Genomic DNA, 21,496 nt, shown 5'->3' with positions numbered 1-21,496 from the left:
TATTTTCTCACTAAATTAACATTCATCATATATAATATGGAATTTTGTTAGTATGTATTGATGTATCCATTATTTATAGAAATATGGGTTTATAATTATATAGAGAAATATAATTATAGGAGGGGCTATGGCTAAAAAAGGCCTTATATATGCATTATTATCTGCACTTTTATTTAGTACGATGAATGTATTCGTAAAACTGTTGGGGACGAATATTCCACCTGGGGAAATCGCTTTTGCCCGTGGATTCTTTGGGACTGTTGCGGTGCTCATTATCATGTATGTGAAGGGAATCCGTTTTTCAAAAGAGGATAGAGGGCTCCTCGTCATGCGTGGCCTATATGGCGGTTTTGGTATGGTATGTAATTTTATTGCTTTGGTACACATAAAATTATCTGATGCAACAATTTTATTTCAGACGACAGGAATATTTGTTTTTATCTTTAGTGCGCTGTTTCTGAAGGAATCGATACCAAAAGGGGCTGGTAAATGGCTCGGAGTCATTTTGATTGCTGTCTTAGTAATGGTAAATCCTTTTAGTTATGAATCATTTTCTTGGTATGCCTTGGTAGCAATTTTAGGTGCTGCTCTAGCTGCGGCGGCTTATACGACAATACGAACTATTAGTAAACGCGGACAACATAGTAATTTTGAAATCATGGCCTATTTTATGATTACTGGTATGATTGCGGGCCTTGTCACTACAGAACAGCTCGTTATGCCTCAAGGTACAGACTGGCTCATTATCTTTGCTATCGGTGGTATTAGTGTAGTGGCTCAGTTTTTCTTGACCGGAGCCTTTGTTACGACCAATGCTGTAGTGGCTCAATTCTTGCAATACGTTGGCGTATTTATTAGTTCCTTCTACGGGTTCTTGATCTTTGGTGAAAGCTTATCTATAGCAACAGTGGGCGCTGGTATTGCTATGTTTATATCTTCTGTTATGTTGGCGCGTCTTAAAGAACAGAGTGGTCCATTAAGAGAGGGCAAGGTCATAGAGGATAAAATCAAATAAATGTCGAATATATACAATATCAGATTGTATATGACAGTGGGGTGCTGATTACATTCGTGATTAGCACCTTTTTACATAAAAGAGATAATACAAGGGTATTAGTTAGTGATTTGTGGTAATGAAATATACTAGAGCTCTTTCATTTTGAAAGTAGCTACAGACGGAGGAGCTATGTATATAAAATGGATGCATATTGAAAACTATAGGAACTTAGCCGATGTAACGCTAAGCTTTCACAATGATATTAATTACTTTGTCGGTGAGAATGCGGTGGGTAAGTCTAATTTTCTAGATCTCTTAGAAATTATCATGGAGTGCCATGGGTTCATTGAAAGTGATTTCACGGATGTAAACAAGCCTATTCGCATTGATTTTGAAATATCTCTAGGTGAGTTAAATTATAAAAGCATGTATACTGCTGATGAGGGACCTACCTACCGTTTACGACTTGAACAAGTTGTACAAGAGGTATATCCACGATTATACAGAGTCACTGATGCAGGGATTGAGCCTATGCCGTTGTCTATGATTCGTCATGCTTTATATGTGTGTCATCGCGATACCTCAGAGCAGGAACTGTTTTCTATACCGTCCTCTATATATGTAGAATTAGGACAGCTATTACAAGCTTATGTGTCTCGATTAGAAATGCCTACTGATGATTTTCAGCGTGAAATTGTTAGTTTACGTAAGGATTTAGATCCTTACTGTATGCTCAATATTCAACATCTTGTAGAGGTATTGTCTACATCCTCCGCTATGGAACGTAAGTATTCTGCTGATAATGTACGATTGATTATGGCTGTGGCTCTCAAGATTTTGGCTCAAATTTATATGAAAGTGAGTAGTGCAACTACAAATTTAGAATCTTTACTTGTATATGATGCAAAGGGATACAAGTTTTTACCAATCTTTATAAGTGTGGATGAGCCTGAGCTACATTTAAGTCCGTATTTGCAACGGGCTGTGCTCAATTATTACCGTCAAATTGCAACTAATGAAAATGAAGAGTTTTTAGCATTGCTGCGAGATATTTTTAAAATAGATGGATTGTTAGGACAGCTCTTTGTGGTTACTCACAGTACGGATGCGCTAGTTGACGATTATCGTCATATTATTCGGCTTTATCGGGATGAAAATAATATGGTCTGTGCAGCGTGTGGAGTTACTTTCAATTTTCCTAAAGAGGTAGAGAAACACTTGATTATGCATTTTCCTGAGGCAAAAGAGGCTCTATACGCTCGGTGTATTATCATCGTAGAAGGGGAGACTGAGTACGGTAGCTTTACAGGCTTTGGTAAAAAATTAGGCGTGGACTTTGACTATTTTGGAATCTGTCTTATCAACGCTCGGGGCGAGTCCTCTATCAGTAAATTGCAAAAATTGTTTAATAGATTCTCTATTCCTACAGTAGCTCTCTATGATCGCGATGTAGAGGGAAAATATGCAAAAGCACATAGCAATATATTCTATACGGAGGAAATTTGTTTTGAAATGGATTTTGTATCGTATCTACTTGCGATGCACAAGCGTTCCATAATGGATGCCATCATCAAGGACATTATTGATGACGCTCGTCCAATGGTAACAAAGGATATGGCGCGGCGTGGTTATGCTAAATTAGGTATTACTAAAAGCCAAATTGTACAACGATGTTTACCAAATATTTCGGATCGTAAGTTGGATGATTTACATATCTATTACTTCTCTTGGTTTTATGCTAATAAAGGAGTAATTGTAGGGCGACGTATTAGTCAATTTTTAGATGCTTCCATGATACCACCTGCATTTATTGCAGTAATAGAGCGTGCTAAACTTCTTTCGCTAGGCTTAGGTTAATGGAGTAATACATTACTACTTCTAATTAATAGAGTCTGACCAAAGTTTTGTTAGACTCTATTTTTTCGAAGGTAACATAGCGTTTTAGAGTGTAGGCATAGGAAATATGGTGCAAAAAATACGCATAATAAGCGATTTATTACTATAATAGATAGAATTATAAAAAACTATATTAACTAAATTTTAAAAACTACATCGAAATTTCTTGACATCTTTTTATCTTTATTTTATGATTAGTACTGTTATTAATGCATTCTCAATTAAACGTATCTAGGAGTATGAAAATGAAAGACTTTCTAAATGACTTTAAAGCATTTGCTTTCAAAGGCAATATGATGGACCTAGCTATTGGTATGATTATTGGTGCTGCTTTCACAGCATTGGTTAATTCTGTTGTAAACAACTTATTCATGCCTATTCTCAGTGTATTCACAGGTGGTATTGATTTTAGTAATTTGTACTTGCCATTGAGCACAGGTTCTAAAGATGCATTCATGTCTGGTGCTGATATTGCTACAGCTCGTGCAGCTGGATCTGTATTGCCATATGGTACATTTATTACTGATTTGATTCAATTCTTGATTTTGGCATTTGTTGTATTCTTGATGGTTCGTGGTTTGGCTAAAATGATGAAATCTGCGAAAGAAGAGGAAGTTGCAGAAGCACCTGCAACGAAAGAATGTCAATTCTGTAAATCTGAAATCAATATCAATGCAGTTAAATGCCCTAACTGTACTGCAGATTTGAACTAGTTCAAATTTAAATTATACATAAAAGGAGTGAGGTTTTGACCTTACTCCTTTTTGTTGTATTACGTTAGCTTTCTAGTATAAAATATAATTATAATATATAGAATTTTTTAGGGAGGGATATACATGGAAAAGAAACCTCTAGTAGTAGTAAATGGACTGGTTCGCAAAGATGCGATTGCATATTTAAAAGAGCATGTAGATGTGCGCCAATGGACTGAAAAAGCAGTGATGCCTCGTGAGGTACTGAAGGAATGGCTCATTGATGCGGATGGTTTGTGGTGTGTACGACCTTTAGATGTAGATGGTGATCTTGTAAAGAATGCGCCAAATTTAAAGGTTATAGCACAAGCGGCCGTAGGTTATGATAATGTAAATATTGATGAACTAACAGTGGCAGGTATTCCTTATGGCAATACGCCAGGTGTTCTCAATGAAACGGTAGCAGAACTTGCATTTACGTTGATTGCCACGGCTAGTCGTCGTATTATAGAAAATGCTAACTTTGTAAAAGACGGTCGTTGGGCTCAAAGACCTTCTAATATTAAAGGTTTTGATTTAAGTCGTCGCACTCTTGGTATCATTGGCATGGGGGCTATCGGCGTATCCATTTCTCGACGTGCCCGTGCGTTTGGTATGACTGTTGTGTATCATAATCGTAATCAACGTTTGGATGATAAGATTCATAAGACTACTTATATGGAGTTAGATGATTTATTAGCCATTAGTGATGTAGTATGCGTTATGGCTCCATTGACAGATGAAACATATCATATGTGTGATGAAGCGTTTTTCAAGAAGATGAAGAATACAGCTTTATTTGTTAATGTTGGTCGTGGACCTATCGTAGATACTGATGCACTTATCAATGCTCTTAAAACGGGTGAAATCGATTATGCTGCCCTCGATGTAACGGATCCAGAACCATTACCAGCGGATCATCCATTGTTAGATGTAGAAAACTGCCTTATTGTACCGCATATTGGCTCTTACACAGATAGAACTCGTTATGACATGTCTATTTTGACAGCGGATAATATTATTGCCGGCGTTCATAAGAAACCTTTAAAAACATGTGTAAATGAAGAAGTAAATTATAAGAAACCTCAAATGGATGTAGAGTCTGCGCTAGAAGAGCTTAAAAAGGCTGGCGTTGATTTAACTGATTTCGACTAAAAGTGGAAGACATTAAAAGATATGCGGTTTTATACAAAATATGGTAAAATAAAAGAATATTTTTCCTATGGAGGTAAGAACGTTGGAACATAAAGACATTGAAAAAGATGTAGCTCCTGAAGAAGTTGTATCTGTTAACTTTATTGAAGCTATTATCAACAAAGATAACGAAACTGGCAAATACGGTGGCCGTGTATTGACTCGCTTTCCACCAGAACCAAATGGTTACTTGCATATTGGACATGCTAAATCTATTTGCCTCAACTTTGGTATTGGTAAACAATACAATGGCTTAACAAATCTTCGCTTTGATGATACAAATCCTGTAAAAGAAGATGTCGAATATGTAAACTCCATCATGGAAGACGTTAAATGGCTTGGATTTGATTGGAATGAACAACCACGCTATGCATCTGATTATTTTGACCAAATGTATGAGTATGCTAAGAAATTAATCACCCTTGGCAAGGCTTATGTAGATGATCAAAGTGCAGATGAAATTAAACAAAATCGCGGCGATTTCTCTACTCCTGGTGTCAATAGTCCATACCGTGAGCGTAGTGTAGAAGAAAACTTGGCACTCTTCGAAGAAATGAAGGCTGGCAAGTATAAAGATGGGGAAAAGGTATTGCGTGCAAAAATCGATATGGCGCATCCTAATATCGTAATGCGTGATCCTGTTATTTATCGTATTGTAAATACAGAGCATCATAATACGGGTAATGAGTGGAAAATTTACCCTATGTATGATTTTGCCCATCCTATTGAAGATGCTATTGAACGCATTACGCATTCTATTTGTACATTGGAATTTGAAGTTCACCGGCCATTATATGATTGGGTGTTAGAGGAATGGGATGATACTGAAATTCCTCAACAAATTGAGTTTGCTCGCTTGAATGTAACTAAAATGGTTATGTCCAAACGTAAATTGCGTGCTCTTGTTGAGGCAGGCCTTGTAGCTGGTTGGGATGATCCCCGTATGCCGACAATTTCAGGTTTGCGCCGCCGTGGTTATACACCGGAATCTATTCGTGATTTCTGTGATCGCATTGGTGTAGCGAAGGCGGATAGCGTTGTTGATATTGCTTTGCTTGAGTTCTGTATCCGTGAAGATTTGAAACTCAAAGCTACACGCCCTATGGTAGTTATTGATCCTGTGAAAGTTGTTATTACGAACTATCCAGAAGGTCAAACTGAACTTTGCACAGTTGAAAACAATCCAGAAAATGAAGAGTTGGGTAACCGTGAAGTTGTATTCGGTCGTGAAATCTACATTGAACGCAATGACTTTATGGAAGAACCAGTTAAGAAATTTTTCCGCTTGGCACCAGGTAAAGAAGTACGCTTAAAAGGTGCATACTTCATTACATGTACTGATGTTATTAAAGATGAAAATGGCAATATTACAGAAATACACTGTACATATGATCCAGAAACTAAGAGTGGTAGCGGTTGCACTCGTAAGGTAAAAGGGACATTGCACTGGGTTGAAGCATCTACTGCAGTAGATATTGAATCTCGCTTATATGATTATTTACTTAAAGAAGATTCGGATGGTAAAGACTTCTTGGGCGATTTCAACCATGACTCCTTACAAGTATTCCATAGTAAAGGGGAAGCATGTCTTGCTAATACTGTACCAGGTGATCATTTCCAATTCTTGCGTCAAGGTTACTTTGTAACTGATAAAGACAGTACTTCAGACCATATTGTGATGAACCGTATTGTTGGTTTACGCGATAGTTGGGCTAAGGCACAAAAGAAATAATATAACGCTTATTTTATATTACTATAATGTTAAAGAACCGCTCCTTGGTGGGCGGTTCTTTAACACTGGGTTATTACTATAAATACTTTAATGACAATAGATATTTAGAATAGCCTAAGCCATTGTTTGGCTTTAATCTCTAGATGTTGTATTGCTAGCTTATTATATTAAAGCTTTGATGAGGAAAAACATGAAGAAATTAGTATTACTTGCTACGGCAGCGGCTGTGTTGGCATCTGTGCCAGCTACTGGTTCTGCAGCAAATATCAAGTCCATATTAAGTAGAAGTCAAACTGTAACATATCAAGGTGTTAAATTGCCTAAAGGTGTTACTATGTATCAAAACAATCCTAAAGCATTATTTGCAGGGGAAGGGAAAAAAGACGTTAAATCTGTACTTCTTGAAGCAGGTGTATCTTCTGCAGATGTATATACATTAAATATTAAAACAGAAAACGAAATGCGATATGCTGTTTATGCTAATGTTGTATTAGGTAAACAATTATCTGGTCGTATGAGTGAAGCAAAACATATGAATACAGATTCTTCCTCAATTGGTGCATTGGCCGCTGCTATTAACAAGGGTGAGAGCCCTGCGCTTGGCACTTTTACGGTAATAAATCCATTAGTAAAACAAGGCAATGCCTATGAAGGTACATTGAAATATAAAAGTGTAGCTAATAATAATTCTTATAATGAGATATTACATATTAGTATTTCTGAAGATAAATATACAGGACCAAATGCTCATTTAATCGCTGTTGATGAAGCCAATGATAGTGTTGTATTCCCTAAAGTTAAAGGTTTATTACATACCAAATAATAAATAATTATTGAAAATATATATCAATTATTCTTGACAATTTTTCTCATCAAGAGTACTATGAGCCTATAGGAATTATTCTCATTAGAGGTAATTCTAACGATGTGCAACAGGCAGGTACTATTATGATGAATTCAATTGACCATATCATTGGATATCATTGTGCACCGGCAATTCGAGGTATTAAGCTATCGAACTTGGTTTCTATTCCACGGGACATGAATGAACAAATCCAATTTGTATTGATAGAGTATAATAAAGCGTTCAATGAAAAAGGATTGTTCTTCTTTGAATTATGTCGTTGTAAAGCGCGAAGACTATTATTGGTATTCCGTGAGAAGCAATTAAGAGACTATGTACGCCAACCTGCGGTGATGTTATTTTTGAAAGCCTACGGTTATCATGATCAAATGAGCATTATGGAGATGCTTGAACATCTTAGATATCGTATGGAAGTAAGCATTGAGTTTCCACATGAAATCGGCATTTTTTTAGGTTACCCATTAAAGGATGTGAAATGTTTTATTTCTTATCGTGGTGGAGGATACCGAATGTGCGGAGAGTGGAAGGTTTACCATGATGTGGTAAATGCGCAACGCTCTTTCTTGTGTTACAAAGCATGTCGTGAATTTTGTCAAACTCAATTGATGTTGGGAAAAACATTTAGTTCATTGGTCGCAAGAACGGCCTAGGAGGTACAAGATGATTGGTGTAATTTTTTGGTCCGGTACAGGCAATACAGAACGCATGGCTTATGAAGTAGCTGAAGGTATTAAAGCTGCAGGTCAAGAAGTTGAAGTAAAATCCGTTTCTGAAGTATCTGTTGATGAAGCAGCAGCTTATGAAAAATTAGCTCTTGGCTGTGCTGATATGGGTGCAGAACAATTAGAAGAAGGCGAATTTGAACCATTCTACACTGAACTAGAAGGCAAGTTGAGTGGTAAAAAAATAGCGATCTTTGGCTCCTATGGTTGGGGTGGCACTTGGTTGGAAGACTGGGGCACTCGAATTAAAGATGCTGGTGGCGAATTAGTGGCTGATGGCGTAGCAATCTTGGGCGAACCTGATGATGATGGTAATGCACAATGCCAAGAATTAGGTAAAACATTAGCAAATGCTTAATTTGATTTCAACTACTAAATAAATACTAATAGTTAATAATAAAAAGGCTGTAATGACGATAAGTCGTTATTACAGCCTTTTTTGTATGTATTTATGATTGATAGGATGAAGCATAGGTCATTAAAAATTTTAATATCATTAAGTAAATGTGATGAAAATCATAATATTTATTTATCTTTATCTCTATTCGTGTATATAAGCGCATAATTATAAATAACTTTAATGCATAATTATATTGCATTTTTGTACACATAGTCCTATAATTTAGTTAAAGAACCTAACAAAAATTTAGGTTAATACAAAAATAGTTAGGGTTAATTTTATATTAGCTATTAATCGGGCTGGCGTAATTTAAATTGGAAAGGTTAATTAATGACATTGGAAGAGGGGTTATTTCAATGAGTACATTAGAGCGAATAAAAGTCATAGCCCATGGATTAGCGGCGCAATTTGGCCCATCCTGTGAAGTATTGATTCATGATTTACAAGGGGATATCAATTCGTCTCTTGTATATATTGAGAATGGAACTATAACTAATCGACATGTTGGTGATGGTCCATCGCATGTGGTTTTAGATGTGCTGAGTCATGACGATGGTAGCGAGGGTAGATTTGGTTATCTCACAAAAACTAAAGATGGCCGAATATTAAAATCTTCTACTATGTATATTCGTGATGATACAGGTCGTATAGCATACTTGTTGGGGATTAACCAAGATATAACAGAGTTTGTTATGATGCATCGGCTTTTGGATAGTCTGGTCAATACAGGTCAGGAAGATACAGGATCTGTTGAAAAAATTACGACGAGTGTATCGGAACTATTAGATGATTTATTACTAGACGTAGAACGTATAGTTGGTAAACCAGGACCATTGATGAATAAGGTGGAACGCTTAAAAGCTATTACCTATTTAAACGAAAAAGGGGCTTTTCTTATCTCGAAGTCTTCTGAGAAGATAGCAGAGTATTTTAATATTTCTAAGTTTACTCTTTATAGTGATTTAAATACTGTAAAGGAAGAATCCTAGGAGGCAAATATGGAACGAATTCAGTGGAAACGTAATACGATGGCACCATCAAGTGACAAGTTTTTGTCCGTTATGGATGTTAGAGAGGTTAAGAAAGCTAAAGCGTTTCATGAAAGTTTTCCACAATATAGCATTACTCCACTTGTATCGCTTAAGAATTTAGCATCTCATATCGGTGTTGATGCACTCTTTGTAAAAGATGAATCTTACCGATTTGGCCTTAATGCATTTAAGGTATTAGGCGGTTCCTATGCGATGGCAAAATATGTGGCGCAACAAACTGGTAAAGCTGTTGAGGATGTACCATATGATGTATTAACATCTGCAAAATTAAAAGAAGAGTTTGGTCAAGCTACATTCTTTACTGCAACTGATGGTAACCACGGTCGTGGTGTAGCATGGGCAGCCAATAAATTAGGTCAAAAATCTGTAGTATTTATGCCAAAGGGCTCTACAGAATATCGTAGAAAACAAATCGAAAACGAAGGCGCTACCGTAACAATTGAAGACTTCAACTACGATGAGTGTGTACGCTTAGCAACTAAAAAGTCTAAAGAAGTTCCTAACGGTGTTGTAGTTCAAGATACTGCATGGGAGGGTTATGAAGAAATTCCAAACTGGATTATGCAAGGCTATGGCACAATGGCTATGGAAACAGCAAATCAATTAGAAGCTGATAATTGTAAAGTTCCTACACATGTATTTGTACAAGCTGGTGTAGGCTCCCTTGCCGGTTCTGTAGTGGGTTACTTCACTAATCTATACAGCAATGTGGCTAAAAAACCTAAATTAGTTGTTGTAGAAGCGGCAGCAGCAGCTTGTTTATACAAAGGCGCTGTAGCTGATGATGGTAAACCTCGTATCGTAGAAGGTGATTTAGAAACAATTATGGCAGGTTTAGCTTGTGGTGAACCGAACACGGTTTCTTGGGATATTTTAAGAAATCATGCAGATGTATTCGTTTCTGCGCCTGACTGGGTTGCACGTTTAGGCATGCGCGTTGGTGGTGCACCAATTAAAGGCGATACTCCAATTACTACTGGTGAGTCTGGTGCAGTTCCATTAGGTCTTGTAATGGCCATTATGACGATGCCGGAATATGAAGACTTACGGAAAGAGTTAGAATTAGATGCGTCTTCAAAGGTACTCTGTTTCTCCACTGAAGGTGATACAGATCCTGAAAGATATAAAAATATTATGTGGTATGGTGAAGATCGTTAGGAGGCATTAATTATGGATTTACAAGCAATTAAACAAGCAGCGGCAACTTATGGCCCAGCGATGACAAAGTTTTTACGTGAGATCGTAGCATTTCCAGGAGAAAGTGCTGAAGAAAAAGATCATGTAAAACGTATAGAACAAGAAATGAAAGACCTAGGATTTGATGAAGTTGAAGTAGATCCTATGGGGAATATTCTCGGATATATGGGCACAGGGAAAACTCTCATTGCCTTTGATGGACATATTGATACAGTTGGTATTGGCAATCGTGACAATTGGGATTTTGATCCATATGATGGTTTCGAAGACGAAACTAAAATTGGTGGCCGTGGCGTATCTGACCAATTGGGTGGTATTGTATCCGCTGTATACGGCGCTAAGATTATGAAAGATTTAGGACTTCTAAGTGATAAATATCGTGTACTTGTTGTAGGCACCGTACAAGAAGAGGACTGCGATGGCCTTTGCTGGGAATACATGATTAAAGAACGTAATATCCGTCCTGAATTTGTAGTATCTACAGAACCAACTGATGGCGGTATCTATCGTGGGCAACGTGGTCGTATGGAAATTCGTGTAGATGTACAAGGCGTATCTTGCCATGGTTCTGCTCCTGAACGCGGTGACAACGCAATTTATAAAATGGCAGATATTCTTCAAGACATTCGTGATTTGAATGCTAATTCTGCCGATGAAAGCACAAAAATTAAGGGCCTTGTTAAAATGCTTGACCCTAAATTCAACCCTGACCATTACGAAGAAGCTCGCTTCTTAGGTCGCGGTACAGTAACTACTTCCCAAATTTTCTATACTTCTCCAAGCCGTTGTGCAGTAGCTGACTCCTGTGCTATTTCCTTGGATCGTCGTATGACTGCTGGTGAAACTTGGCAAAGTTGTTTGGCAGAAATCGAAGCGTTGCCACATGTTAAAGAATATGGTGCGAAAGTATCCATGTACGAATATGCTCGTCCATCTTGGACTGGTTTAACCTATCCAATCGAATGCTACTTCCCAACATGGGTAATTCCTAAAGAGCATAAAGTAACAGAAGCTTTGGAAGAAGCATACACTAGCTTATATGGCAACGAACGTATTGGTGCAGAAGATACAGTTGAAATGCGTAAAGCTCGCCCATTAACTGATAAATGGACATTCTCCACAAATGGTGTATCTATCATGGGCCGTAATGGCATTCCATGCATTGGCTTCGGTCCTGGTGCAGAAGCACAAGCACATGCACCTAACGAAATTACATGGAAACAAGATCTTGTAACATGTGCTGCTGTATATGCATTATTACCATCCGTATATTGCAAAAATTAATATCACATACATTGAATTAGATTTAATATAAACGGAATAACTGGAAAATAGTTGATATTTAGAATTTCATATAGTGCCTCACTATTTGATGAGGCATCGTATAAAGTTAGATCCTAAGTAGCCCTTTAGGGAATTGAAAGAGAGGACTTACAGATGACAGACTTCAATAAAAGTATTGAAACTTTACAAAAATTAGACGTTAGTAAAATGTACGGCGAAGATTTCTTCTTAACTTGGGAAAAATCTGATGATGAATTGCAAGGTGTATGGGCAGTAGCTGATGCATTACGTGCTCTTAGAGAACGCAATATCTCTACTAAAGTATTTGACAGCGGTCTTGGCATTTCTTTATTCCGTGATAACTCTACAAGAACACGCTTCTCCTTTGCTTCCGCTTGTAATTTGCTAGGTCTTGAAGTTCAAGATTTAGACGAAGGCAAATCTCAAATCGCTCACGGTGAAACAGTTCGTGAAACAGCTAATATGATTTCCTTTATGGCAGATGTTATCGGTATTCGTGATGATATGTATATCGGTAAAGGCAATGCTTATATGCATCAAGTTTCCGATGCAGTTAAAGAAGGTCATGAAGATGGTGTATTAGAGCAACGCCCAACACTTGTAAATCTACAATGTGATATCGACCATCCTACACAAATCATGGCTGATACAGCTCATATCATCAAAGAATTTGGCGGTGTAGAAAACCTTAAAGGTAAAAAGATTGCTATGACGTGGGCGTATTCTCCATCCTATGGTAAACCTTTATCAGTACCTCAAGGTGCTATTGGTTTATTCACTCGTTTAGGTATGGAAGTTGTATTAGCACATCCAGAAGGCTACGAAGTAATGCCGGAAGTTGAAGAAATCGCTAAGAAACAAGCTGAAGCTAGCGGCGGTTCATTCCGTAGAACTAACGACATGAAGGATGCTTTCAAAGATGCAGACATCGTATATCCTAAGAGCTGGGCTCCATTCGGTGCAATGGAAAAACGTACAAAACTGTATGGTGAAAATGATCATGAAGGTATTAAAGCATTAGAAAAAGTTCTTCTTGAAGAAAATGGTAAACATAAAGATTGGGCATGTACGGAAGAGATGATGAGTCTCACAAAGGACGGCAAGGCTCTTTACTTACATTGCTTACCAGCAGATATTACAGGTGTAAGTTGTGAAGAAGGCGAAGTAGATGCAACAGTATTTGATCGCTACCGCATACCTCTTTATAAGGAAGCAAGCTACAAACCATATGTTATTGCAGCTATGATTTTCCTTAGCAAATTTAAAAATCCTGTAGAAACCTTAAAAGAATTAGAACGGAAGGGAACCGAACGAGTTCAACCGTAAAGTAAAGTTTAGGGGCCATCCGTATTGATGGCTCCTTTTATTCTTAATAGTTTGTTATGAGGCATAACATGAAAAAGAGAGTTGTAGTAGCACTAGGGGGGAATGCATTAGGCAATTCCTTACCAGAACAGAAAATTGCAGTAAAAAGTACAGCTAAAACAATCATTGATTTAGTAGAAGCTGATTGTGACGTAGTGGTAACACATGGTAATGGACCTCAAATTGGTATGATCAACAATGCGATGGCTGCATTGACTCGTGAAGTAGAAGGTCAACCAAACACTCCATTATCTGTATGTGTAGCAATGAGCCAAGCTTATATTGGTTATGACTTACAAAATGCTCTTCACGAAGAGCTTTTAAATCGTGGTATTAAAGATTTGCCAACAATGACTATGGTTACACAAGTACTTGTTGATCAAAATGACCCAGCTTTTCAAAATCCTACAAAACCAATTGGTCATTTTATGACTCAGGAAGAAGCTGAATACGCAGAAAAGAATTACGATTATGTGGTAAAAGAAGATGCGGGTCGTGGTTATCGTCGTGTGGTGGCATCTCCAGCACCAAAAGAAATCATTGAACTAGAAGCAATTAAAGGTTTAGTAGGTAAACAATTAATTGTTGCTTGTGGCGGGGGAGGTATCCCAGTAACTAAAGAAGGTAATGAACTTCATGGTGCAGCTGCTGTTATCGATAAAGACTGGACTAGTAGTTTATTGGCCCAAGAAATTGATGCTGATGTTCTCGTTATTTTAACAGCTGTTGAAAAGGTTGCCATTAACTTTGGTAAAGAAAATGAAAAATGGCTTGATGAAATAACCGTTACACAAGCTAAAGAATATGTATCAGCTGGTGAGTTTGCAGAAGGCTCGATGAAACCAAAGGTAGAAGCCGCTATAGCATTTGCAGAATCCAAAAAAGGCCGTGTCTCAATTATCACATTATTAGAGAAATCTAAAGATGGTATAGCAGGAAAAACAGGCACACGTATCGTATTATAATAATATATAAGTTTATAAGTATGCTTTTCAACGAATCGTTGAGGAGGTGCCCACATGATTATATTAGGAAAAGGTACTGTTATTACTCGCGACGCTGATAGACCTATCATTTATGATGGTGCTGTTGCTATCGACGGGACTCAAATTGTTGATATTGGTAAATATGATGAATTATGCAAAGCTTATGCAAACGCAGAAATTATTGATGCTCATGGTGGCTTGATTATGCCAGGTTTCATTAATGCACATCATCATATTTACTCCGCTCTTGCACGAGGCTTATCGTTGCCAGGTCCAGCACCGACTAACTTCGGTGAAATCTTGGAAGGACTTTGGTTCTACTTAGATAATAAATTGACGGCTCCAGATGTAAAAGCAAGTGCATTACTTACGTATTTAGGCTGTATCGAAAATGGTGTAACTACTATTTTTGACCACCATGCAAGTTATGGTGAAGTTCCTAACAGCTTATCCATCATTGCAGATGTAGCTAAACAATTCGGCGTTCGCTCATGTTTATGCTATGAAGTATCCGACCGCAATGGCGTAGACCAAATGAAAGCCGCTGTTGCAGAAAACGTACGTTTTGGTAAAGAAGCAAAACAAGATCCATCCAGACTGGCGGCGATGATGGGCTTGCATGCATCTTTCACATTGAGCACGGAAACATTAGATTATGTGAAAGCTCATAATGAGGATCAGTTGGGTTATCATGTTCATGTTGCAGAAGGTCCTGAAGATGTGGCCGATAGTAAAGAAAAGTATGGCATGACACCTGTTAGACGCCTCGTAGAGGCAGGTATTTTATGCCCTAAGAGCATCGCTGGTCACTGTGTACACGTAACTAACGAAGATGTGGCATTATTGAAAAAATCTCAAGCTAAGGTCGTACATAACCCAGAAAGTAACATGGGTAATGCAGTAGGCACGACAGATATCTTGAAACTATTAGATGCAGGGATCACTGTTGGGCTTGGCACAGATGGTTATACAAATGATATGCTCGAATCTTATAAAGTAGCGAATTGTCTCGTGAAACATGAGCAACATAAACCATATGTAGGCTGGGGTGAAGTACCTCATATGCTATTTGAAAACAACCGCAAAATGGCTAATGAATTCTTCGATACTACGGTAGGCATCCTTAAAAAAGGTGCTGCAGCTGACGTAATTGTTCTTGATTACGCAGCACCAACACCACTTGATGAAAACAACATCAATGGTCATTTACTATTCGGTGCTAATGGTATGTATGTGGTAACAACTATTAGTGATGGTGTACCACGCATGATTGATCGTAAATTACAAGGCATTGATAAAGCTGAAGTAATGAACGAAGTTTTAGCAACATCTAAAGGTTTATGGAAACGACTAAACCCATAACGCAAACGCTTTAAAGGAGTGTGACATTATGAGTGACATTATGTATCCGGTAAGTTTCGGAAATTTGATGAACCACATTATGACTGAGTACAAGATGTACAATCGTATTTACAATGTAAATAAAATTCATCGTACGAATCATAATCAACGCTTATCTATCTTTGGTAAATCCATTGAAAATCCTGTAGGCCCAGCAGCTGGCCCTAATACACAGTTGGCACAAAACATTGTGGCATCCTATGTAGCTGGTGCTCGTTGCATTGAATTAAAAACCGTACAAATTATGTATGGTGAAGAACTAGGTATTCCTAGACCTTGTATCTACTCTGTAGACGAAGCATATAACGTAGAATGGTCTTCTGAATATAGCTGTGATGAAGCTGCTGATGAATACATTAAAGCTTGGTTCGCATTGAAATTAATCTCTAAAGAATTAGGATTAGGTGATCCAGATGGATTTTTATTCATCATGAGTGTTGGCTATAACTTGGCTGGTATTAAGAGCCCTATGGTTGATAAATTCATCAATACAATGCGAAATACATCTCAATCTCCTATGTGGGATACATGTAAGCAATGGTGTCTTGACCATGTAGATGAATTTGAGCATATTGATGCTGATTATATTAACTCTATTAGTGATGAACTTTGCCAAGCAATTACATTGTCCACAATGCACGGTTGCCCAGCAGAAGAAATCGAATCCATTTGTTCGTACCTTATCAGTGAAAAAGGTCTTCACCTATACTTAAAATGCAACCCTACATTGTTAGGTCCAAAACGCATTAGAGAATTATTGGATAACGCTGGTTTTGAGTACATTGACTTTGAAGATCATCAATTTGAAGTTGACCTTCAATTCGATAAGGCTGTTCCAATGTTAGAGCGTCTTATCGCTCTTGGTGAAAAACACAATAAGATTTTCGGTGTTAAATTGACAAATACATTCCCTGTACAAATTCACAACAATGAATTGCCAGGCGAGCAAATGTATATGTCTGGTAAATCCTTGTTACCTGTAACAATTGGTGTAGCTGAGCTCTTAAGTGCTCAATTCGGCGAACGTTTACCTATGTCTTATAGTGGTGGTGCTGTAAAACAAAATATCAAAGCTATCTTTGATTGTGGTATTTGGCCTGTAACAGTATGTACAATTCTTCTACAAGGTGAAGGTTACAATACTTTCAAAGGCTTAGCAGACGAAGTAGAATCTACTGATTACAATGCTGCTTTAAAAGTTCATAAAGAACTTATAGCTAAACTTGCTAAAGACATCGCTGAGAACAAAATCTTCAAGAAGAGCGATGCAATGAAGAAAAAACGTGAAGCAATGCCATCCTTCCCAGGTACACGTAGTTCTGACTACCACTGCCGCGTTGTTTGTGGTGCTTGTGTTCGCGTATGTCCTAATAGATGTAATGAAGTCGTTACTGTAAATGATGCTAAATTGATCATCCATGTTGATCAAAGCTGTAATGAATGTGGTAACTGTGCGTGTCATTGCGTAGAACCTTGTCAACCATACAAGGATCGCATTACATTCTTCCACAATGCTGAAGCTTTAGCAGATAGTACAAATGATGGTTTCTACATCAAAGGCACTAGCTGTGGTTATCGCTTTAAAGGTGAAGAAGCCGTATGTGACATTGATGCATTACCTGAAGAATTGAAAGGAGTTGTACATGCCTTCTGTAAAGAGCATGTGTACTATGTATCATGATTATCATACAACAAGGGGAATTGGTCTTAACTGACAGAATCCTTACCGGAGATATATTAATTGATGGCGACAAAATTGTCGCCATTGATGAACACCTTTCTGTTCCAGAAGGGGCTAAAGTTCTTAATGCAAAAGGTTGCTATGTGTTCCCTGGATTTATTGATCCTCATACACACTTTCAAATGACAAATGCCTTGGCGTCTACTGCAGATGATTTTGATAGTGGTACAAAGGCTGCTATTCTTGGCGGCACTACTTCAATCATCAACTTTGCTTCTCCTGAGGATGGATCCCTTTGTAAAGGGTTAGAAGTTCATAAGGAGCGTGCCTTGGGGCATTGCTCCTGTGACTACAAATTCCATATGGAGCTTGTAGAAATGAATGAAGAGGTATCTCATGAAATACCAAAGGTTGTAGAAGCTGGTGTATCGTCCTTTAAAGTGTACTTAGCGTATGGCTTCCGTTTAACAGATCGAGAAATTTATGATGCTATTGAAGCTATAAAACCAACGGGTGCGCTTGTAGGGGCTCACTGTGAAAACGGTGATCTTATCGATGCCTTTGTAGCAGATAAACGTAAACGTGGTGAATTAGATGTAGACAATCATCCACTCACAAGACCGGCCATGATTGAATCGGAAGCGATTAAGCGATTTAGTACAATTGGTGCTGCATTAGAGTATCCCGTGCATATTGTGCATGTAAGTTCTAAAGAAGGCGTAGATGAAGTTCTACGTGAGCGGGCATTAGGACATCAAGTGACTTGTGAAACATGTCCACAGTATTTGGTGCTTGATGAATCACGATATAAATTACCTGATTTTGAAGGGGTTAAATATGTGATGAGTCCTCCACTTAGAACGATACAAGATCAAATGGCATTGAAGGATGCACTAGTAAATGGTGTATTCCAAACCATTGGTTCCGACCATTGTAGCTTTACCTTTAATGATCAAAAATTAAAGAGTCGTTATGACTTTACCCGAATTCCTGGAGGTATTCCTGGAGCCGAAGAACGGGGCATCATTGCTTATGATGTGTTGGTTAACCAATGCAATATGAGCGCTGTAGATTTTATGAAATTAGTTAGTGAAAACCCAGCAAAGCTATATGGCATGTATCCCAAGAAGGGTACATTAGCTGTAGGTAGTGATGGGGATATAACAATTGTAGATAAGCATATAGAACATATGCTTTCAAAAGAGTCCGCCCATACAAAGGCTGACTATATACCTTACGAAGGAATATCTGTAACTGGCAAGGTTCGAGATGTTATCCTTAGAGGTCACCATGTGGTACAAGATGGATCCTTAACAGAATCGTATCTTGGTGAATGTATTCCTTAATGAGAGGAGGGCTATATATGTACCGCTTTCAAGTGAATGGCACCCAATATGAGGTTCAAGAGGATCAACGTTTAATTGATTTCTTGCGAGCTGATTTAAAGTTGACGGGCACTAAAGAAGGTTGTAGTGCTGGTGCATGTGGTACGTGTACAGTAATTATAGACGGAAAAAAAGCAAAGGCTTGTGTAAGCAAACTATCTCAATTAGACGGTAAATCAATTGTCACGATTGAAGGTTTATCTGAACGAGAAAAAGCAGTATACACCTATGCTTTTGGTGAATGCGGAGCGGTGCAGTGTGGTTTCTGTATACCAGGTATGATTATTAGTGCAAAAGTATTGATTGACGAAAATAATGACCCTACACCTGACGATGTTAAAAAGGCGATATTAGGTAATATTTGCCGTTGTACAGGCTATGTAAAAATTGAAGAGGGCATTATGCTAGCTGCAAAAATGTTCCGTGAGAATTTACCTGTTCCGGAAAAGGATACTAATGCTGCTGTAGGCGCTCGTTTACATCGTGTAGATGCTGAGGAAAAAGCATTAGGTACTGGACAATACTCTGATGATATCTATATGGATGGCATGATTTATGCCAAAGCATTGCGTTCTAAATACCCACGAGCTAGAGTTGATCGTGTTGATGTGTCTAAAGCTCTTGAACATCCAGCATGTGTAACGGCATTGACTGCTAAGGATGTACCATTCAATAAGACTGGTCATTTAGTACCGGATTGGGATGTACTTATCGCCGAAGGTGATATTACACGTTATGTAGGCGATGGAATTGCACTTGTTGCAACTACAGAAAAGAAATACTTAGACGAAGTATTGGCTCTAGTTGAAGTTGATTATACTGAATTAGAACCCGTACTAGATCCATTGGAAGCACTAAAACCAGATGCTCCTCAGTTACATCCAGAGGGAAATGTATTATCTCGTCAAACATTATCTCGTGGCGATGTAGATAAGGCTATTGCAGAGGCTGCTTTTGTAGTAACAAATCATTATTCCACACCTCAAACCGACCATGCATTTATGGAACCAGAATGTGCCGTTGCATATCGTGAGGGTGATGAAATTCATCTGCATTCAGGTAGCCAAAATGTTTATGATGATCGTCGTGAAGTTGCTCGTATGCTTGGTATTCCGAATGAGGCTGTAAAGGTTCACAGTATGCTCGTAGGTGGTGGCTTTGGTGGTAAAGAAGATATGACCGTACAACATCATGCATCACTCGTAGCTTGGCTTACAGGAAAACCAACTAAGGTACTTTTCTCCCGTCAAGAAAGTCTCAATATTCATACTAAACGTCATGCGATGGAAATGGATATTACAACAGCTTGTGATGCGGAAGGTAATTTGGTAGCAAGTAAGGTAAATATCGTTTCTAATTGTGGCGCGTATGCATCTTTAGGTGGTCCTGTACTTCAACGTGCTGGTACTCATTCTTGTGGCCCTTATCACTTTGATAATTTTGCCTTTGATGGTGTATGTGTTTATACAAATACTGTTCCTGGTGGTGCATTCCGTGGGTTTGGCGTAACACAAACTATCTTTGGTCAAGAGCAAAATATTGATGAATTAGCTGCGTTGGTAGGCATGGATCCTTGGGAATTCCGCTACAAAAATGTTGTACGCCCTGGTGACTCATTACCAAACGGCCAAATTTGTTCCAAAGAAACCGCTTTAGTAGAATGTTTGGAAGCTGTAAAAGATGCATATTATGCCTCTGATCGTACTGGCCTTGCGGTATGTTTGAAAAATAGTGGTATTGGTGTAGGACTACCTGATACGGGTCGCGTTATTTTAGAAGTACGTGATGGTAAAGTTCGTATTCGTACGGGTGCCGCTTGTATTGGTCAAGGCATGGCTACTATGGCAACACAAGTACTTTGTGAAACGACAGGCTTAACGGCGGATAAAGTATTTGTAGAACGACCTGATACAGTACGTACACCAGATTCTGGTACAACTACTGCATCTCGCCAAACGCTCTTTACCGGTGAAGCAACGCGTAAAGCAAGTCTTCGCTTAAAAGAAATGTTAGATACTAAAACATTAGAAGAACTGAATGGCGTAGAGATTTATGAAGAGTTTCTCGGTGAAACAGATCCATTTAATTCTGATAAATCGCATCCAAAAAATCACGTTGCCTATGGTTATGGTGCATGTGTAGCAACAATTGGTGAAGACAATAAGGTTGCTAATTTACATGTAGCATACGATGTAGGTCGTGTAGTGAACCCTCAATCCTGTACAGGTCAGGCCGAAGGTGGTGCCATTATGGGAATGGGGTATGCCGTTACAGAAGACTTCCCTTATAAAGAAGGGTATGTAACATCTAAATACGGTACGCTAGGACTTCTTAGAGCTACCCAATGTCCTCCAATTCATGTAAGTCTTATCGAAAAAGGGACACCAGAACAATATGCATACGGTGCTAAAGGTATTGGCGAAATCTCTAGCATTCCGATTGCACCGGCTATTGCAAATGCGTATCGTCGTATCGACGGAGAACCACGTAGGTCCTTGCCGATTAAACATACAGGTTATAAAAAATAGAATATTTGCTTAATGGTAGGGGCTTTTGCCCCTAGCCATCAAGGTTCCCACGTGAAGTC

17 protein-coding genes are annotated in these 21,496 nt (G+C 38.3%); all 17 read left to right on the top strand.

Annotated features, from left to right (window positions below; all coding sequences use genetic code 11):
• Positions 1–127 precede the first annotated feature (127 nt).
• The 17 genes from E7B10_RS05145 (at position 128) to xdh (ending at position 21,437) form a co-directional block, all read left to right on the top strand.
• Entirely contained in the window at positions 128–1,015 is an 888-nt protein-coding gene (locus E7B10_RS05145) for a DMT family transporter (protein WP_004696559.1), read from the top strand.
• 171 nt (positions 1,016–1,186) lie between these two features.
• Positions 1,187–2,854, top strand: a complete 1,668-nt coding sequence (locus E7B10_RS05140) for an ATP-dependent endonuclease (protein ID WP_039965060.1) — start codon at positions 1,187–1,189, stop codon at positions 2,852–2,854.
• A gap of 284 nt (positions 2,855–3,138) precedes the next feature.
• Complete coding sequence (gene mscL / locus E7B10_RS05135) at positions 3,139–3,606, top strand: large conductance mechanosensitive channel protein MscL (protein WP_039965058.1); 468 nt, start codon at positions 3,139–3,141, stop codon at positions 3,604–3,606.
• Between the two features lie 123 nt (positions 3,607–3,729).
• Positions 3,730–4,779 (top strand): D-glycerate dehydrogenase, encoded by a 1,050-nt coding sequence (locus E7B10_RS05130; protein WP_195213096.1) that lies wholly within the window; start codon positions 3,730–3,732, stop codon positions 4,777–4,779.
• A gap of 82 nt (positions 4,780–4,861) precedes the next feature.
• Positions 4,862–6,550, top strand: coding sequence for a glutamine--tRNA ligase/YqeY domain fusion protein (locus E7B10_RS05125; protein WP_105086679.1), 1,689 nt, complete (start codon positions 4,862–4,864; stop codon positions 6,548–6,550).
• A gap of 190 nt (positions 6,551–6,740) precedes the next feature.
• Positions 6,741–7,373, top strand: a complete 633-nt coding sequence (locus E7B10_RS05120) for a hypothetical protein (RefSeq protein ID WP_316055523.1) — start codon at positions 6,741–6,743, stop codon at positions 7,371–7,373.
• A gap of 104 nt (positions 7,374–7,477) precedes the next feature.
• Positions 7,478–8,065, top strand: coding sequence for a DUF3793 family protein (locus E7B10_RS05115; RefSeq protein WP_008601461.1), 588 nt, complete (start codon positions 7,478–7,480; stop codon positions 8,063–8,065).
• A 10-nt stretch (positions 8,066–8,075) separates the two neighbouring features.
• Complete coding sequence (locus E7B10_RS05110; RefSeq protein ID WP_004696544.1) at positions 8,076–8,495, top strand: flavodoxin; 420 nt, start codon at positions 8,076–8,078, stop codon at positions 8,493–8,495.
• A gap of 398 nt (positions 8,496–8,893) precedes the next feature.
• Positions 8,894–9,526 (top strand): transcriptional regulator, encoded by a 633-nt coding sequence (locus E7B10_RS05105; protein WP_195213098.1) that lies wholly within the window; start codon positions 8,894–8,896, stop codon positions 9,524–9,526.
• 9 nt (positions 9,527–9,535) lie between these two features.
• The gene (gene dpaL, locus E7B10_RS05100) at positions 9,536–10,747 is read left to right on the top strand and encodes a diaminopropionate ammonia-lyase (protein ID WP_195213099.1); all 1,212 of its coding nucleotides are present in this window, start codon (positions 9,536–9,538) and stop codon (positions 10,745–10,747) included.
• Positions 10,748–10,759: 12 nt separating this feature from the next.
• The gene (locus E7B10_RS05095) at positions 10,760–12,070 is read left to right on the top strand and encodes a YgeY family selenium metabolism-linked hydrolase (protein WP_287541145.1); all 1,311 of its coding nucleotides are present in this window, start codon (positions 10,760–10,762) and stop codon (positions 12,068–12,070) included.
• Between the two features lie 153 nt (positions 12,071–12,223).
• Positions 12,224–13,417 (top strand): knotted carbamoyltransferase YgeW, encoded by a 1,194-nt coding sequence (gene ygeW, locus E7B10_RS05090; protein WP_004696537.1) that lies wholly within the window; start codon positions 12,224–12,226, stop codon positions 13,415–13,417.
• Positions 13,418–13,485: 68 nt separating this feature from the next.
• The gene (gene arcC / locus E7B10_RS05085) at positions 13,486–14,421 is read left to right on the top strand and encodes a carbamate kinase (RefSeq protein WP_004696535.1); all 936 of its coding nucleotides are present in this window, start codon (positions 13,486–13,488) and stop codon (positions 14,419–14,421) included.
• A gap of 54 nt (positions 14,422–14,475) precedes the next feature.
• Complete coding sequence (ssnA, locus tag E7B10_RS05080; protein ID WP_316055522.1) at positions 14,476–15,804, top strand: putative aminohydrolase SsnA; 1,329 nt, start codon at positions 14,476–14,478, stop codon at positions 15,802–15,804.
• A gap of 28 nt (positions 15,805–15,832) precedes the next feature.
• Positions 15,833–17,524, top strand: a complete 1,692-nt coding sequence (locus tag E7B10_RS05075; RefSeq protein ID WP_316055521.1) for a selenate reductase — start codon at positions 15,833–15,835, stop codon at positions 17,522–17,524.
• Positions 17,521–18,870, top strand: a complete 1,350-nt coding sequence (gene hydA, locus E7B10_RS05070; RefSeq protein WP_004696530.1) for a dihydropyrimidinase — start codon at positions 17,521–17,523, stop codon at positions 18,868–18,870. The genes E7B10_RS05075 and hydA overlap by 4 nt, the downstream gene beginning before the upstream one ends.
• 17 nt (positions 18,871–18,887) lie before the next feature.
• Positions 18,888–21,437 carry a selenium-dependent xanthine dehydrogenase gene (gene xdh / locus E7B10_RS05065; RefSeq protein ID WP_316055520.1) on the top strand — a complete coding sequence of 850 codons (2,550 nt, stop codon included), beginning with the start codon at positions 18,888–18,890 and terminating at the stop codon, positions 21,435–21,437.
• The last annotated feature ends 59 nt before the right edge of the window (positions 21,438–21,496 follow it).

Source organism: Veillonella sp. (genome assembly GCF_032470285.1).
GTDB lineage: Bacteria > Bacillota > Negativicutes > Veillonellales > Veillonellaceae > Veillonella.
The sequence above is the reverse complement of the archived record's forward strand: the minus strand, read 5'-3'. Positions and strand labels throughout refer to the sequence as shown.